This is a genomic window from Paenibacillus sp. JCM 10914, from assembly GCF_001315105.1.
Classification (GTDB): domain Bacteria; phylum Bacillota; class Bacilli; order Paenibacillales; family Paenibacillaceae; genus Paenibacillus_AQ.
Genome location: NZ_BAZR01000003.1, coordinates 101,968 through 118,753, shown reverse-complemented (window position 1 = coordinate 118,753; position 16,786 = coordinate 101,968). Strand labels below are relative to the sequence as shown.

At 49.5% G+C, this 16,786-nt stretch carries 14 protein-coding genes; 1 reads left to right on the top strand and 13 read right to left on the bottom strand.

Annotation, left to right across the window (positions count from 1 at the left end):
* Nucleotides 1–172: 172 nt before the first annotated feature.
* A complete protein-coding gene (hflX, locus tag JCM10914_RS06060; protein WP_023958597.1) occupies nt 173–1,459 on the bottom strand; it encodes a GTPase HflX in 1,287 nt (428 codons plus the stop codon).
* A gap of 451 nt (nt 1,460–1,910) precedes the next feature.
* Here hflX and JCM10914_RS06055 point away from each other — a divergent pair, with 451 nt between their 5' ends.
* Nucleotides 1,911–2,363 carry a hypothetical protein gene (locus JCM10914_RS06055; RefSeq protein ID WP_036717167.1) on the top strand — a complete coding sequence of 151 codons (453 nt, stop codon included), beginning with the start codon at nt 1,911–1,913 and terminating at the stop codon, nt 2,361–2,363.
* A 50-nt stretch (nt 2,364–2,413) separates the two neighbouring features.
* Here the strand turns inward: JCM10914_RS06055 and JCM10914_RS06050 are convergent, their stop codons facing one another.
* From JCM10914_RS06050 to JCM10914_RS06000, 12 genes are all read right to left on the bottom strand, one after another.
* Complete coding sequence (locus tag JCM10914_RS06050) at nt 2,414–3,346, bottom strand: AAA family ATPase (RefSeq protein ID WP_052019672.1); 933 nt, start codon at nt 3,344–3,346, stop codon at nt 2,414–2,416.
* A 428-nt stretch (nt 3,347–3,774) separates the two neighbouring features.
* Nucleotides 3,775–4,434, bottom strand: a complete 660-nt coding sequence (locus JCM10914_RS06045; RefSeq protein ID WP_023958591.1) for a YdcF family protein — start codon at nt 4,432–4,434, stop codon at nt 3,775–3,777.
* Nucleotides 4,434–4,991, bottom strand: a complete 558-nt coding sequence (locus JCM10914_RS06040) for a DUF402 domain-containing protein (protein WP_023958589.1) — start codon at nt 4,989–4,991, stop codon at nt 4,434–4,436. Before JCM10914_RS06040 ends, JCM10914_RS06045 begins: the two co-directional genes overlap by 1 nt.
* A 123-nt stretch (nt 4,992–5,114) precedes the next feature.
* Nucleotides 5,115–5,495 carry a hypothetical protein gene (locus JCM10914_RS29825; protein WP_023958587.1) on the bottom strand — a complete coding sequence of 127 codons (381 nt, stop codon included), beginning with the start codon at nt 5,493–5,495 and terminating at the stop codon, nt 5,115–5,117.
* Nucleotides 5,449–7,743, bottom strand: a complete 2,295-nt coding sequence (locus JCM10914_RS06035; RefSeq protein WP_023958585.1) for a transglycosylase domain-containing protein — start codon at nt 7,741–7,743, stop codon at nt 5,449–5,451. The genes JCM10914_RS29825 and JCM10914_RS06035 overlap by 47 nt, the downstream gene beginning before the upstream one ends.
* A gap of 189 nt (nt 7,744–7,932) precedes the next feature.
* The gene (gene hfq / locus JCM10914_RS06030) at nt 7,933–8,172 is read right to left on the bottom strand and encodes an RNA chaperone Hfq (RefSeq protein WP_023958583.1); all 240 of its coding nucleotides are present in this window, start codon (nt 8,170–8,172) and stop codon (nt 7,933–7,935) included.
* 52 nt (nt 8,173–8,224) lie between these two features.
* Nucleotides 8,225–9,175 (bottom strand): tRNA (adenosine(37)-N6)-dimethylallyltransferase MiaA, encoded by a 951-nt coding sequence (miaA, locus tag JCM10914_RS06025; protein ID WP_023958581.1) that lies wholly within the window; start codon nt 9,173–9,175, stop codon nt 8,225–8,227.
* Entirely contained in the window at nt 9,165–9,944 is a 780-nt protein-coding gene (locus JCM10914_RS06020) for a class I SAM-dependent methyltransferase (RefSeq protein WP_023958579.1), read from the bottom strand. Before JCM10914_RS06020 ends, miaA begins: the two co-directional genes overlap by 11 nt.
* Before the next feature lie 17 nt (nt 9,945–9,961).
* Nucleotides 9,962–11,947 carry a DNA mismatch repair endonuclease MutL gene (mutL, locus tag JCM10914_RS06015; protein WP_023958577.1) on the bottom strand — a complete coding sequence of 662 codons (1,986 nt, stop codon included), beginning with the start codon at nt 11,945–11,947 and terminating at the stop codon, nt 9,962–9,964.
* A 44-nt stretch (nt 11,948–11,991) separates the two neighbouring features.
* Entirely contained in the window at nt 11,992–14,736 is a 2,745-nt protein-coding gene (gene mutS / locus JCM10914_RS06010; RefSeq protein WP_023958575.1) for a DNA mismatch repair protein MutS, read from the bottom strand.
* A gap of 69 nt (nt 14,737–14,805) precedes the next feature.
* A complete protein-coding gene (locus JCM10914_RS06005) occupies nt 14,806–16,050 on the bottom strand; it encodes a hypothetical protein (protein WP_036717165.1) in 1,245 nt (414 codons plus the stop codon).
* Nucleotides 16,051–16,161: 111 nt separating this feature from the next.
* A complete protein-coding gene (locus tag JCM10914_RS06000) occupies nt 16,162–16,728 on the bottom strand; it encodes an outer spore coat protein CotE (RefSeq protein ID WP_023958571.1) in 567 nt (188 codons plus the stop codon).
* Nucleotides 16,729–16,786: the final 58 nt, after the last annotated feature.

The following is a 16,786-nucleotide window of genomic DNA, read 5'->3' as shown; positions in this document are numbered from 1 at the left end:
CTCCTCTATTACACATAATGTCTCATATCTTAACACACTTTTTGCGTTTACAAAGACTTGCCGAAGGTTTGCAAAGAAATGATCTTGTTAGAGCGAAAATCCCCTAGACGCACAAATATAAGCCCCATTGGGGCTCATATTCACACTTCATTCTGTAAATAAATTTCCAGAATTATTGCTGTACATAGTCTTTCAGCATATAACCCAGCTTATCATAATCAGCTTTGTTGATGCTAACCTCGTACAAGATATCCGTCTCGTCAAAAGATTGCTCCAACACATCGCCGACACGGTATACCACCGAGTTCAAATCCCCGCGATCCGCCGGGATACGGAAAGTGAGATTGCCGCCGGACAAACGCTCCTGAATCGCTTCACGAACCGCTGCCAGATCCTGATCCTGATACGCGCTGATTTTAAGATATCCGTCGCCGGATGGAAGCATTTCGAGCTGCTCCGGACTACAAGCATCTTTCTTGTTGAAGAGCACAAGCTGCGGTTTATCCGCCGCCCCAAGCTCCCCTAGAATGTTCTCTACCACCTTCATCTGCTCTTCTCGCATCGGAGAAGAGGAGTCGACGACATGCAGAATGAGATCGGCCTCATTGGCTTCTTCCAACGTTGCACGAAATGCGGCGACCAGATCATGAGGAAGGTTCTGAATAAAGCCTACGGTATCGGTAAGCACCACTTCTTTACCGCTAGGCAGTTCCAGCACTCTTGATGTTGGGTCCAACGTAGCGAAGAGCTGGTCTTCGATATACACTTCCGCATCCGTTAGCCTATTCAATAATGTAGACTTTCCGGCATTCGTATAACCGACCAATGCGACCTGAACCGCCCCACTCTTCTTCCGGCGCTCCCGATGCAGATTGCGGTGTCGCGTTACCTCATCCAGTTGACGCTTCAGATCGCTTATCCGATCACGGATATGTCTGCGATCCATCTCAAGTTTGCTCTCTCCGGGACCACGGGTACCAATCCCCGCCCCAAGCCGCGACAGGTTCTTACCATGACCGGATAATCGTGGCAGCAGATAAGTAAGCTGCGCCAGTTCCACTTGTATAATACCTTCGCGGGTCTTCGCACGCTGTGCGAAGATATCCAGAATAAGCTGTGTTCGATCAATGATCTTCACATCGAGCGTTTCTTCGAGATTACGCACCTGTGCCCCTGAAAGCTCCTGATCGAATATCGCGGTTGTTGCTCCCAAGCCATCGATGGCCATCCGAAGCTCCTCTACTTTCCCCTTGCCGATGAACCATCTGGAGTCCGGGGTTTCCTTGTTCTGCGTAATTACATCCAGCACTTCAACGCCGGCTGTTTCAGCAAGCTGAACCAGCTCTTGAAGTGAATGTTCGGGATTGATCCCTGAGCGCTTTACTGCGTCTGTAACTAGACTGACCAGCACCGCCTTATCTTCGATCTCGGTCCGGGTATCATGTGTTATATTCGTCATATATCCAACTCCTCATAAACGTTAACGTTTCATCTAATGATAACCGCTGCACCTGTTATGAAACAACACAACTGGTTACATCCTACCCTTTCATTATGGCCTGAGATCGGCAAAAAATCATTGTAATTTTCCGTTTAACTTAAAATCCTCCGATCACAGCCATCAATTTCAATATCGATATGAGTTATTCCGGTTTATAGTCCGGAAACTTCTAATTGTCAGGGGAAACCTAATTTCAAGTGTTATCATAGGGTGCGGTATGACCGATCCCGTAAAAGAGGAACCGCTCTTAGTAATACATATATTAGGAATAAACACTATTAATTCGTTGTTAATTATATGAATTAGTAATATAATGTAGATAATGTTAAATAATTCATTGTGGCCACTTTAGTTTTTTAACATTTAATTTCATTCTCTGTGACCTCGAAAATGAAGGGAGTAATAGATCATGAAGAACAAATTGTCTGCAGCCTTTATCGCCTTCGTCTTATTAACCACTACTCAAGTACATGCTGATCAACTAGAACCGTCAACAACTCCAACCAATATCGATGTACCGAGTCCTTCAAAACTTTCTACTAGTAGCATTGCAAATATGATTACATATGAATTCGGAGCAACTACTTTCAGCAATTTTGTTTGGGTAAACGGAGGAAATGTATTTAATGGCTCCTTTGATTATTTTGATGCCGAAGTAGCAAGTGGTTGGGCTACTTTCGATATTGAATACTATAACAGTAAAGGAGAATTTCTCTACGCAGATAGCATTGTTGAGAAAGCACATTGGGTTACAAGCAGCTATGTTCCTGTTGGTTACAAGAACATCAAGATTCGACTTGTAAACAAAGGGAAAGATCCGGTTAAATTAAAATGGGGTAGCGTTGGATATTACCCTCTTTGATAAAACTAAAATGCCCCACATCAGGATGATTCCTTTTGTGGGGCATTTTTTCATGAGATGGCGTTTTCCGGTTTAAGATTATACTCGATGTCAGTGATAAAATCTCTAGGGAGAATACTCATCAGATCATGCTTAGAGGGTTTGGCATGCTTGCTCATTAATCTGACCGCTTGCTGTCGTATGGATTTTTCAATAACGTTACGCACAAACCTTGCGTTGCTAAAATTGATTTCATTGATCTTTTCATCCAAGATAATTTCTCTAAGTTTCCGGTTCGTCTCAGGAACCATAATATAATCTCTTTCCCTAGCCATTTTATCAGCGATTAGGGTTAACTCATCAATTGAGTAATCCTGAAAATCTAATTTGATCGGAAATCTTGATGGAAGGCCAGTGTTTGTCTCCAAGAACGTATCCATTTCATTCGGATATCCGGCTAAGATGATAATAAAATCATCGTTCCTGTCCTCCATTACTTTGACAAGACTATCCACTGCTTCCTTACCGAAATCCTTCTCTCCGCCTCGCGCTAGGCTATAAGCCTCGTCAATGAACAAGATACCTCCCATTGCTTTCTTCACCAGTTCCCGCGTCTTCTGCGCGGTATGTCCAATGTACTCCCCGACAAGGTCGGCTCGTTCCACTTCGACTAAGTGCCCCTTACTGAGAACCCCCATCTTCTGGAACAGTTTGGCTACGATACGCGCAACGGTTGTTTTACCTGTACCGGGATTCCCCTTGAACAGCATATGATAAGATTGAGAACTTACTTTGAGTCCCATTTCTTTTCTTAATTTTTCGATCTGTAAAAAAGCATAAATTTCATAAATCAGATCTTTAACTTTATCCAATCCAACCAATCCATTAAGCTCTTGAAAAATGTGGCTAATCGATTCCATCTGTTCAGAATTAGCTTCAGAAATTTCTATCGCTGTATCGCTGATCTTTGCTGATTCTTCCTGATTTTTAAATGTAATGTTCATTCTGGAATCATTGATCGTAATTTGTCTTAAGCTTCCACTCAACTTTATCACCTCGCACAAACATTGTATGCTAATGCTGACGGTTCAATGAGATAGGCATCCAGAGACACTAGAAATGCCCTAATATCAATTTTCACGCTTTGGGGTTATCTCCATTATCCCTGTGAAAACCTTCGCTTAAAACCAGCTTAGAATAGGCAGGATTGTATCCCTGCTTGTTATCCATTTTACTGAACGACGATTTGATTGGATAGCTCCAGGAATTGACTGTGCACTACAGATTGATCTGACTAGATGGCCTCCGTCCTTCAGAGCGGCCGCTTGTGGCCGTTACACGCCCGTTCACTACTCCTCACCTCGTTATCCAAAGGGCTGACTATCTATTCCAATGTATTCTATCTACAGCCTGCTTATTAGAAGTTTCGTCCTCATAGAAGGCCAATGGCAATGAGCAATCGATCCGCCGTCCATTTCGTGTACGCCAACACCTCGCGTGACTTGTGCTTGATCATGGGCAGAACCGTAGATTCTGTTAGAGAAATCGAAGGATTTGCATAATGTAAAGTCTTGGCAATCTCCATGGCCCTCGCTCCATGATAATCATGCGTAATAATGAGCGCTGTTTCGTAATGATGTTCATTCATAATCGTTTGGCTGAACAACAGGTTCTCGTAAGTACTGGTCGCTTCATTCTCCAGCAAGATGCGCTCTTCCGGGACGCCTGCCTCCACCAAATAGTTGCGCATCCCTTCCGCTTCCGTGTAATTATAATGAGGTCTGTCGAGCCCTCCGGAGACGATAAACGTATCGAACCGTCCGTTATGATATTCTTCAAGTCCATGTTCCAGCCGTTCACGAAGTCCCGGACTCGGATGGTCTCCCCACATCGATGCGCCCAATATGATCCCTACATCTACATGCTCGGGAGGATTACTCTCAGCACTCTCGATTTGCCAATATACGTAACCGCTCCACAATCCGCCTAAGACGACAAGAGAGAGCAGTATACACAGCCCTCTCTTGATCCACGCATTTTTTTTCGGACTCACTTGCGACTTTTCATGGTTCTTATGTATTTGCTGACGCATTATTTATTCCTCCTGAATTCTCCGTTATGGAACAATTGATCACGGTGTTTCAGAGACATCATAAAATACGGAAACTCATGTGCGTCAATCGCACGAAGCAACCCCCGTGCCGTTACCTTCGCCAACCGATAATCATCTCGTGTGATGTCATTCCGACGAAGTGCATCTTCAAGCTCGTCTTCGTCCAGCAAAAAAACTTCTCCATTCTTGACGACTACAACGTCCAAATACAAATCGTCAAACCAAGGGACACCTTGATCTGTGACACCTTGCTTCTTGCAAATATCAATATACCATTGCACAATGTTGCGCTTGTCATCAAACATCGCCGTTACGATAAAATGGCTGTCCTTCGGGTAATATTGTAACCAGGAATATCCCCTGTCAGCAATGCGGTATGTATGTTGGCCATATGTCTTCCACAGCGGCTCTTTCAGACCATATATGGTATATAAGGTGAGATAACCTGTGAATTGCTCACATTCCACATAACGGGAAGTGAAGTGTCGGCGAGTGATACGGCGCCAATTCGCCCGATCTCCGAATTTACGTTTCATGGAACTTTTCCTCCCCATATCGTATTCCCAGCTTACCACATTTGCCTTTCACACTCAAAACAAAGAAGCCCCCCTTAGATGCGGGGGGCTTCCCGGTTTCTTACGGGTTATCCAACATACCCATTACGGGCTATCTTGTGGTGCGTCGTTCGAGTTGGAAGCTGGTGGTTCAACAATGGTTCCAGGTACCGATGGTGTTTCCCCGTTATCCGGGTTATCTCCACCAGTGACGGGTGCTCCTTCATTGGAGCCATTCCCAGGCGGCTCCTGACCATTGCCCGGCCCACCATTGCCATTCTCATTTCCGTTGCCTGGCGGTGGCGTATTACCCTCTCCATTACCCGGCTCCTCGCCACTTCCTGGTGTACCTGGCGTCCCTGGTTCACCAGGACCGTTTCCATTTCCAGGACCTTCATTGCCTTCGCCGTTATTCCCTTCATCCGGCGGCGTCGGTTCTTCACGTCGCCTGGATCCTGCTCCACCTCTTCCGGCGGCAGTCTTCACCCAGAGCGGCGATAGAGAGTACGTTTGAACGATCGGACTCTTCATTCGTAGCTGGATTATACGCGGTCACATAATACTCGTAGTTCAAGCCCTCCATTGCGCTCATATCATCAATGGATGTACCATTCAGCGCATCCAATATGCGGCCGAAGTCGGCTTGCGAACTTTCCTTACGATACACGCGATATTGAATATTATCGCCTGGAACCGGATTCCAGCTCAAGGAAACCTTCTGCATCTCGCCGTCATACGAGCCCGTCAAACCTGTAACGGCACTTAAGGCCGGCTCTTCCACCGGTGGTGGTGCGGCATTGGTGTTAGGGAAGCTCTTCGGATCATAACTTTGGACAGCCTTCTCCATTACCTTGCCCCACAACGCGGCTGAGATCGAACTGCTTCGCTTCAGCAAATGCTCGCGGTCCGGCGTATCATAACCCATCCAGACCGCAGCCGTTAGTTCCGGTGTATACCCGACAAACCATACGTCACGGTTGGAACTGACGCCTTTATAACCACTTTGCGTCGTGCCGGTTTTACCGGCTACCGGACGGCTGATTCGTGCGTTCTTACCCGTACCGTCCTGCACCACGCGCTGCATCATCTCCGTCATCTGCGCAGCCGTGGTAGGCTCCATTACTTTCTTGCCTTTGCTGCCTTTATTCTCATGTACGACTTTGCCATTATTGTCCTTAATTTGCTTAATCGCATAAGCTTCCTTCAGTTGGCCACCATTAGCAAACGCGCTAAACGCTTGCGCCATCTCGAACGTGTTCGTGCCCGTGTTCATACCTCCAAGGGCAAGTGACAGGTTCGCATCCTCCTGGGTCATTCGGATACCCAGGCTTTGCGCGAAGTTAACACCCGTCTTCACACCGATCTGATTCAACAGCCACACAGCCGGAATATTCTCCGAGCGCTGAATGGCATCCGACATGCTGATGGTCTCCGAATAGCCATGCAGGTTGCCCGGACAATAGTCTCCAAAGCACTGTTTCTGGTTGCTCAACCTGGAGTCTTTACTGAAATTCCCGGATTCGAGTGCAGGGGCGAACGAGACGATCGGCTTCAGCGCCGAACCAGGCTGCCTGCGACTGTCCGTGGCTCGGTTAAACCCGCCGCGCATATACTCTCTGCCACCTGTTAAAGCTACAATTCCGCCAGTCTCCTGGTTGATGATAACCATCGACCCTTGAACCGGAACGTCATCCGGACTCTCTTCAAAGTTGGACGGATCATTAAACTCATCTTCTACTGCCTTCTGTGCATTGGCATCCATCGTCGTGTAGATTTGATATCCGCCGATATTCAAATCGTCCTCGGTGAGGCCCCACATCTCTTCGGCTTCCTCCATCACATAATCGATGAACGCCATATATTTCTGTTGTCTTTCCGGTGGCGTATAGTCATAATCCACCTCTTTGGCTTTCGATGCCTCATCTGCCGTAATATACCCTTGCTGTTCCATCAGCGTCAGCACAACAGCGCGGCGCTCTTTGGACAGGTCTGGGTTCCTCAGCGGATTATATCGTGAAGGACCTTTAGGCATGGCCGCCAGCGTAGCCATCTCCCACAATTCCAGATCATTTAGATCGGACTTGCCAAAATAACGGATGGACGCTGTCTTAATGCCATAATATTGACCTCCGAAGTTAATTCGGTTCAAGTACATTTCGATAATTTCTTGTTTCGTATGCTGACGTTCGAGTGCCAACGCAATCGACATCTCGGTTGCTTTACGGAAGAACGTCTTGTCCCTCGTCAGGAAAATGTTCTTGGCAAGCTGCTGCGTTATGGTACTGCCGCCCTCTACCATCGAACGTGCCATAATATCCTTAACCGCCGCACGGCCGATCGACCATACATCCACGCCGTTATGTTCAAAGAATCGTTTGTCCTCCGTAGCGATAAAGGCATCCACCAGCAATGGCGGAATATCATCAAAATCTACCGGGTCACTCTTCTGAATAGAGAGTTCACCCATGATATTTCCTTGTCGATCGTACACCTTCGAAGTCCCATATGCCGTCAGCTTGTCTCCGTTCTGTTCCAGCAGTTTCTCACCGCTGATCAGAATAAACAAATAACCGCCTAAGGCGCAAAATATCGCTATCACTGCAGTAAAGAACAACGCCCAGGCAATGCGTTTCCCTCTGCCTTTTTTCTTTTTCTTGGACTTTGATTTACCGGATGCCTTGCCATCATCTTTGTTTCTATGGATTCTTGACATCTCATTATCTTTTCCTGCCATATGTCCCCCTCCTTACTCCCCAAACGGATGAAGCTTGCTGTTTCCTCACAAGAAAAGCTTCGGAAAGAAAAGAACAACCTTCACAGGTTGCTCTCTGCACTCCTTATTTACTAAACGAATTATAAACCAAAAAGTTTCAAAATAATCATGCACGGTATGATTTTTGCTCTCTATGATTGCTTATAAAGTCTATTGTTCGTTGTTGTTATCCTGCATCAGGGACACATTGCGCTGCGGCATGAACGTGGAGATGGCATGCTTGTACACCATTTGCTGACGGCCGTCGCTGTCAATCACGATCGTAAAGTTGTCAAATGCCTTGATCGTTCCACGGATCTGAAAGCCGTTCGTCAGGTATACCGTGGCCGGAATGTTCTCTTTGCGCAGTTGGTTCAAGAACGTGTCTTGGATGTTAATGGACTTGTTCATTAGCCGTACCCCCAATGGTTCATTTAGATTGTTTGGAACTATATTCAAGATTTCAGTGAAACTTTCCTGCTATTATAGCACGGATTTTTTGATAGTTTGCAGAAAAATTTCCCGTGTCGGTCAGATCGACCCACTCGATGTCCTTCATATGACGAAACCAGGACAGCTGTCTCTTCGCAAACCGGCGCGTATCGCGCTTGAGCAGAACAACCGCCTCCTCGTAACTGCATTCACCCTGAAGATACGACACGATCTCCTTATAACCTAGTCCTTGCATCGAGACGAGCCCTGGTGCAAGTCCCTTGTCCATAAGCGCAGTAACCTCAGCAACAAGTCCCTGATCCAGCATGAGGTCAATTCGTTCTTCAATACGGTTATATAGCATTTGCCTGTCCATTGTCAAACCGATCAAACAGAGATCATACGGCGACTGCTTAGTTTGAGGTGCCAACTGCTCCGATAACCTGACTCCGGTAACATGAAACACCTCCAAGGCACGCACGACGCGTCTGAGATCGTTAGGATGCAGCCTCTCTGCGCTCACAGGATCCTGATCTGCCAGCTTGCGATGAAGTGCTTCCGCCCCGAATTGCTCCGCAAAGCGGAATTGCTCATCGCGAAAAGCCTCATCCGCCCCACTCTCGCTAAACCGATAGCCATAACAGACTGACTCCACATACAGCCCCGTTCCGCCTACGATGAACGGCAGACGTCCCCGCTCGGTGATCTCCGCTATCAGTCGCTGACTCTGCTCTTGGAATTCCGCCACCGAATACGGATGATCCGGCTCGTGAATATCGATCAGATGGTGCGGCACTCCGTCCATCTCATCCGTCGTAATCTTGGCCGTCCCAATATCCATTCCCCGGTATACTTGCATGGAATCGCCGGAAATGATCTCGCAATTAAATTCCTTGGCGAGTTCGATGCTCGTTCTGGTCTTGCCTACCGCCGTTGGTCCGATCAAGACCAACAACTTCGGTCTGGTTGTTTCATCTGTCAATGGATATCACTCCGTACGTTATTTTCGACTGGGTCCGTTCCGTCATCGTAAATCCAAGTCGCTCAAATTCACCGCTATAACGCGATTCCTTTAAAACCACCGACTTACGTGCTACACGGATCGCCTCCCCCACGCTTTCCTTATCCAGCGGTTCGCCGTTCGCGTATAACCGTAAAGGGTTAATGGATGCCGAGTCCGTTAACGGCTCGCGAAACATTGGATCAAAATAAACGATGTCTACGCTTCGATCCGGCTGCAGTCTCAAATAATCCAAGTGATGACCATGCCGAACCTCGATCCGCCTCATTGCCTGATCGCTGGCCTCCAAATGACTCCCGTAAGTACGAAGCCCTTCTTTTAACAAAGCGTATAAGGGAAGAGAACTTTCCAGTGCAACTATACGGCTGTTCACGCCGCCCTTACCGGAGAAGACTAGTGAATCCGCACCTAGCCCAGCCGTGCAATCCAGCACGGAGTCACCCTCTTCCATCTGCGCAGCATCGAGCATGGGGTCCGGCTTGCCGCGAAGAACCCGCTTAAGCCTGACAAATCCCATACTCGGATGAAACTCCATCGGCGGTCCTGCCGGGCCGCTTAAACGCACATGTCCGTTCAGAACGACGAGGACATCGTCGTCCCCGGCTTTGCTGGCCAATTTCCTTAACGACATACCGCCTCGCTGAACATAACGACAACCGATCTCCCTTGCTAGCCGCTTGGCCCGTTCTACAATATCAGGCGCTTCCGCTTCGCCAGTTGTAATAATCATGAAGCTCCTCCTTGCTGTTACATCACGCGTTTAAACATTTTTTCCAAATCATAGGCCGAGAAGGAGATGACGATGGGACGGCCGTGAGGACATGTATACGGCTGTCGACATGCCGCCAGCCGAGAAATCAGCGTCATCGCTTCCTGATCGGTCAGCTTCTGGTTTGCTTTGATCGATGCTTTGCAAGAGCACATGATCGATGAAGTCTCCCTCAGCTTGGCGATATCAATACTGCGCTCGCTCAGCACCCATTCCGCCATTTCTTCGATCAGTTCTTGCTCGTCTCCTTTGGGGAACCAGAAGGGATGGGATCGCACAAGGAAGGTTTGTCCTCCGAAATGCTCCATATACACCCCCACCTTCTCGAACCAATGCAGACGATCCTTCACTTTCTCCGCTTCCGCTGGAGTAAATTCCAGTGTGATCGGCAGGAGCAGCTCCTGCGAAGCATCCGCCGGATTACCAAACTGTTCATAATAATACTCATAATTAATGCGTTCATGGGCTGCATGCTGATCAATCAGGTACAGTCCCGTGTCATTCTGTGCGATCAAATACGTTCCGTGGTGCTGTCCGATGAGCGTCAACTCCGGGAACGGAGGGATTTGCGCCGCAGGCCCGGATACCGCTTCGAGCCACCCCTGCGTAACCTCCGGATTACGGATTGAGCTTCGCCCTTCGAAGCGTTTGTCACTGCGATAATCGGCGCCTGCCGCTGTCTCTCGCATCGGGATTGGTGAAGAAAACCGTTCCGCAGCTCCTTCGTATGTGCGCGATGGCATGACGGCTCCAGAAGTTGTAGAGCCTGCTGCCTGCTCGTTCCAGGCAGACGGTTCTGGTAATGGGATACGTGCTCCGTCATCACGTCCATGATGGCTGTGGTCATGAACAGATGGCTGCTTGGAATCAGGATTCGTCTCCTCATCCATACGCGATGCCGAGAACTGCAGCTGCTCTTGGATAAAAGCATTCCCATTCTTGCCAAGCGACTGCTTCGCTGGCTGTGGAATCAACACTTGCTGCTGCAGCAGTCTGCGCACCTCTTCCTCAATGAAGGCAAACAACTCCTGCTCCTTGCTGAAGCGAACCTCCAGCTTGGATGGGTGGACGTTGACATCGATGAGTGAGGGGTGCATCGATAGCTGGAGCACCACAAGCGGAAACCGATTAATCGGCAGCAACGTGTGGTACCCCCTCAAAATCGCTTGCATCAGGCCGTAATTCCGAATGTACCGACCGTTCACAATCAGGGACATCGCATTTCGGTTCGCTCTCGTATAATCTGGCTTGCTGACAAATCCGCTCAGCGTATAATCCATATTCTCCGCTTCCAGCGGTAGCATCGCTTTGGCTGACTGTGTGCCGTAGATGGCTGCAATCACTTGCAACGCGTCCCCGTTACCAAGCGTCTGCAATAGTGAATTGCCATTATGACGCAGTGTAAAGGCGATATTCGGGCGGGAAAGTGCCAGACGATACATGTAGTCCGAAATATGCCCCAGCTCCGTTTGGATCGTCTTCATGTACTTCAGCCTTGCCGGCGTATTGAAAAACAATTCCCGTACCAGAAAATCCGTTCCTCTGGGAGCGGCGGTATCCTCATTCTTACGCAGGTTCCCACCTTCAATCTCAAGCAGTTTGCCGCGGCCATCGGCTGCGTTCGAAGTCACGAGTCGAACCTTTGCTACCGCCGCAATCGATGGCAAAGCCTCCCCTCTGAAGCCAAGGCTCGTGATCTGGAACAGATCGCGCCCTTCCGTGATCTTGCTGGTGGCATGGCGATAGAACGCTGTCTCACAGTCTTCCGGGTCGATGCCGGCTCCGTTATCCGTCACACGGATGCTGTCGAGTCCACCTTCATCAATCGTAACGTCGATCTTCGTACTTCCCGCATCAATCGCATTCTCAACGAGTTCCTTGACGACCGAGGCTGGCCGCTCTACCACCTCACCAGCCGCGATCTGGTTCGCGATATGCTCGTCCAATATACGAATCTTCCCCATACTCTCTTCGGCCTCCCTTCTTCTAAGCAACTCTGTCGACAGCTTTACATGTCTTTCGCTTGCAGCTTCAAGTCATTCAGGAACTGCATCGCTTGCAGCGGCGTCATATTCATGACGTCCACCCCTTTGACCGCATCTACCAACTCCTTGACCGCCGGTGCAATTGAAGGCTCCTGCTGTGGAGCACTCGCGGCCTCCTCCGGGACAGATACTTCTTCTTCATCAAAAATCGAGAGCTGTACGACTCCGTTCCGTGCTCTCTCGCTACCGCCTGTTGTTATGGCGATCTCATTATGCTCGCACACGGACACGTCCTCTTCTGGCAAGGCATCATAACGGGTCGTCACAGCTGTCTCTTGACGTGTAACAGCGCTTGACTCAGAAGCAACGGCTGCCAGTGATGCTTGCTCCAGACCTTGAAGCAGTCCATAAGCACGTTCGATAATCCCGCCCGGCAAGCCGGCCAAACGCGCGCAATAAATGCCATAACTGCTGTCAGCTGCCCCAGGAATCAGCTTACGCAGGAAGTGGACCTTGTCTCCGCTTTCCTGCACGGCCATGGAATAGTTGCGTAATCCGGCCAGGCTGTCTTGCAGATGGGCAAGCTCATGAAAATGCGTGGATACAAGCGCCTTACAACCGATATGGTCATGGACGTATTCAATTACCGCTTGCGCGATGGCCATTCCTTCGCTGGTGGAAGTTCCGCGGCCAAGCTCATCGATAATGATGAGGCTTCGCGGCGTAGCCTTCTCGGTCATGACCTGAATATCAGCCATTTCGACCATGAACGTACTTTGACCGCCAATCAGGTCATCCGCCGCCCCAATTCTAGTGAATATTCGATCCACCAACGGAACCACGGCTCGCTGTGCCGGTACGAAACAACCGATCTGTGCCAGAATTGATAGTAAAGCGACTTGGCGCATGTAGGTGCTTTTTCCCGCCATATTAGGCCCGGTAATCAGCAGGATCGAGGAGCCATCTTGATGCAACTCGGTCCCGTTAGAGATGAACGAGGCATCCTTCAATACGGCTTCAACCACCGGATGACGCCCCTCTTCCACGATATAATCATATCCATCGCTTAGCTCCGGCTTGACGAACCGGTATTCCGCACTGACGGCAGCCAGGGATTGGTACACATCGATCTCGGCAATCTTTTCGGCAAGCTGCTGCAACCTCGTAATCTGGGTGTTCAGCTTGTCCCGCAGCTCGGTGAAGAGGCCGTATTCCAGATCCACCATCTTCTCTTGTGCTTCCAGAATTAAGCTTTCCTTCTCCTTCAGTTCAGGTGTAACAAACCGTTCCGCATTAGCCAGCGTTTGCTTCCGTTCATACCTACCCTCTGGCAGCGACATCAGATTCGATTTCGTGACCTCGATAAAATAACCAAACACCTTGTTGTAGCCGATTTTAAGTGATTTGATGCCTGTAGCTGCACGCTCCCTGGCCTCAAGCTCTGCAATCCACCGCTTGCCGTTCGTGCTGGCTTCTCGCAGTTCGTCCAGCCGCTCATGGTAGCCAGGTTTGATGATACCCCCGTCTCGTACCGAAACCGGCGGTTCATCCACGACTGCGTCGTCGATGAGTTCGCACAGATCATCGCATACATCCGTCTGGGCAGCAACTTCGCGTAGCGTCTGGGAATCCGACGTTTCACATAGCTCTTTCAGCGCGGGGATTTGACGTATTGACAGCTTCAGGGCGTTCAGGTCCCTGCCGTTCGCACTGCCGAATGCGATCCGGCCCACCAACCGTTCCAGATCGTAAATCTCCTTCAGCGCCGACCGCAAATCTTCTCGCAGTATGTACTGGTTATATAAATGCTCCACCGCCTCTAACCGTTCCTCGATCCTACTGCGGGAGAGCAGCGGTTTATCGATTCTGCGACGCAGCAGCCTTGCTCCCATCGAAGTCTCCGTACGATCGAGCAGCCATAGCAACGAGCCTTTCTTGGACCGCTCGCGCACCGTCTCCACAAGCTCCAGATTGCGGCGAGTGAACGGATCCAGAACCATATACTGCCCTGGCTCATAGGAGGAAATTTGGGTCAGTTGTCCAAGCGAGCGCTTCTGCGTCTCACTTAGATAAGAGATTAGCAGCGACACGCAAGCACGGCGCTCCTCTTCCAGACGTGCCCAGGCGGGCTCACCAAACTGGCTTTTGACCCGATGATCCTCTCTTCGGTCCCAGGCCGTGTACAGTACCGCTTTAGCCCCAGGCAACGCATGGGAGGATATGATCTCCAGCAGTGACGCATCCCCGATAATCTCCGAAGGCTCGTAAATGTTGATCTCGTCTCTCAGCCACTCTTCCGAGGATGGAACAGATGTGACATACAACTCACCGGTAGATAAATCGCAGGCGGACAAGGACATTAGGCCGGATGACTCCGTAATGCAGACCATATAATTGTTGGATTTATCCTGGACCACCTTGCCGTCCATGATCGTGCCGGGCGTTACGATCCGGACGATTTCGCGGCGGACCATGCCTTTCGTAACCGAAGCATCCTCCATCTGCTCGCAGATCGCAACCTTATAGCCTTTTTCAATCAAGCGCTGTATATAACCTTCCGCTGAATGGTAAGGAACGCCGCACATCGGAATCTTCTCGTCGCCACCGCCTTCGCGTCCAGTCAGTGTAATCTCAAGCTCCTTGGATGCCAGAATGGCATCCTCAAAAAACATCTCATAAAAATCGCCAAGGCGGAAAAAAAGAAACGCATCCCGCGCTTGTTCCTTCACGTTCAAATATTGTTCAATCATCGGCGTATATTTAGCCATGAAAATACCTCCATGCCGTTTGTAGCTTGACCTCTATTATAACAGAAATTAAGCTTTAGGCATCCTCGGCTACAAGGGAATATTCCACAGCTTCCGAATATCTCTCGATTCATCCCAGGTACGTCCTTCTTCGATATAATTCAGACACAACTCAATTTCGCGTGCATAATCCTTGTATTCCGGTAACGATGATACATCCCGATGCCACCCAGGGATACACTCCATGAGCACCGCCTTATCTCCTTCGTAGTAGGCACGATGATACCGTTCCGTACTTAGAGGTCTTGCCAGCAAGCGATCGCTGTAGCGGGCAACCAGATAGGCAAGATAAAGCGATACCTTCGTAATCAGCGGAGAGATCAGGAAACTTGGCAGCGTCCGATATTCAAAACCACCATGCGGCTGTCTTCTGAAATCGCCGAGAAAGCCATATCTCGGTCTGCGCTTGCTCCCTCGCGGGTCCTCCAGCATTACGAGTGGCAGCGCCACGTAATTATCCAGCGCCTGCAGCAGTGATAATCCAAGCGGAACCCCGCTGAAATGAATATGACCGCCTAACGGAAAAGCCGTATGGGGAAGCGCACCTGCTCGCCATGACAAGGAACGATTCGTAATGAGTCTGGACGCCTCACGCATAGCCTTCTGCAATTCGGTTACTGCTTCCTTCGGCGTTGGCTTCGGGTCCGGCCTCAGCTCGGCTATAGGATGGATCACTTCGCCTTGATAACGAACGACATCGCTTCCGGCAACGCCCCCGCGCTCCATAAACTCCGAAGCATAGACCAACCTGTCGTCTTCTTGCATCAATACAAACTCAGGATCCATACCGAGCAGCAGCCCATCAGGAACTCTATCCTCTATAGAGGCGCGGGCTCCATCAGCCAAATTTACAAGGCCCTTAGCGCTCATGACGGCCTTAACCTTACTTCGGTCGAAAGATATTCCATCAATCACATACCCGCGACCAGATTTGGCCGTCATGACAACTTCTCCCTCATCCGTGCCAAGCGTATAAAGCGTCCGGACAGCCGCCTTCTCCAGACGGCGATGGAGTCCATCCTCATATCTTCCGCCTACCGGATCAGGATCAAATTGCATGCCCGCGCCGCCAAGCCGGGGTTGCTTGATATGAACAGCAGCCAGGTCGCGCACAATAACACGATATTGCGCCGCAAACGCCTGATCCGCTGCCTCCACAGTTAATTGACACGGCACGCCAGCTCTTAGAAGTCGAGCCCTCACCGCGACAGCGCTTGATCCACTGAGAGCTGTATAATCGTGTGTTTTATCCTTACTGGTCGCTGAAAGAGCCATCACCCGAAAGCCTCCTCATAAAAAAAAATAAAAAAGAGGGCATCCGCCCTCCGCAAAGCTGCCCTCACTGCATATGCTAAAATCATATCCATTACCTGTTGGAGGGATTACTTACAGTTCATCCTCCAGACCCTCAAAATCAAGGTCTTCGTAGTCGTCGGCATTGTCCCCAAGGACATAGTCGAACTCTTTGTCTTCGTAGTCACCGTGATGATGTTCGCATACTTTGACTACGACTTTCGTCTCAGCAATCAGTTCGACCGCAAATTCTCTTTCGACACGGATGATCACACTCGTGCCATTTGAGGATACGCTGGCCTCAACACAACTCGGTTCCTGTGTCGCTTCCGCCGACACTTCTACCGTGGACGCGCGATGCTTCGGATCCAGATAAGAGAGAGGCACGCGCTCTACATACGATACCGTTTCTTTCGCCACATCGGTCTGCGAATTTTTGTCATAGGAATACCAGATGTTAACATCGTAAGTACCAATAACTTCAATTCCGTCTCCGGCGGCAACCGCCTCGTATTGATGCTGTATAATCCAGGCCCCCAAAATGCTGGTCGGATTATTAGGCGGAGTCACGGTATGTGTTACGGTAGAGAACTTACGACCTTTGCCGCAAATCGCTTTGGTAATGATTTCTCTACATTGGTGTTTATGACTCAATGACATCTTCGAACCTCCTCCATACAATCATTCCATACATGTGTATGCACGACATGGGCGAATG

Bases quoted from the DNA above. Each gene is read 5' to 3' on its own strand.
- JCM10914_RS06035 (WP_023958585.1), bottom strand. From the start codon at position 7,743: ATGGCAGGAAAAGATAATGAGATGTCAAGAATCCATAGAAACAAAGAT.
- JCM10914_RS06045 (WP_023958591.1), bottom strand. From the start codon at position 4,434: ATGCGTCAGCAAATACATAAGAACCATGAAAAGTCGCAAGTGAGTCCG.
- hfq (WP_023958583.1), bottom strand. From the start codon at position 8,172: ATGAACAAGTCCATTAACATCCAAGACACGTTCTTGAACCAACTGCGC.
- JCM10914_RS06020 (WP_023958579.1), bottom strand. From the start codon at position 9,944: ATGATTATTACAACTGGCGAAGCGGAAGCGCCTGATATTGTAGAACGG.
- JCM10914_RS06040 (WP_023958589.1), bottom strand. From the start codon at position 4,991: ATGAAACGTAAATTCGGAGATCGGGCGAATTGGCGCCGTATCACTCGC.
- JCM10914_RS06000 (WP_023958571.1), bottom strand. From the start codon at position 16,728: ATGTCATTGAGTCATAAACACCAATGTAGAGAAATCATTACCAAAGCG.
- JCM10914_RS06005 (WP_036717165.1), bottom strand. From the start codon at position 16,050: ATGGCTCTTTCAGCGACCAGTAAGGATAAAACACACGATTATACAGCT.
- mutS (WP_023958575.1), bottom strand. From the start codon at position 14,736: ATGGCTAAATATACGCCGATGATTGAACAATATTTGAACGTGAAGGAA.
- hflX (WP_023958597.1), bottom strand. From the start codon at position 1,459: ATGACGAATATAACACATGATACCCGGACCGAGATCGAAGATAAGGCG.
- JCM10914_RS06055 (WP_036717167.1), top strand. From the start codon at position 1,911: ATGAAGAACAAATTGTCTGCAGCCTTTATCGCCTTCGTCTTATTAACC.
- JCM10914_RS06050 (WP_052019672.1), bottom strand. From the start codon at position 3,346: ATGAACATTACATTTAAAAATCAGGAAGAATCAGCAAAGATCAGCGAT.
- mutL (WP_023958577.1), bottom strand. From the start codon at position 11,947: ATGGGGAAGATTCGTATATTGGACGAGCATATCGCGAACCAGATCGCG.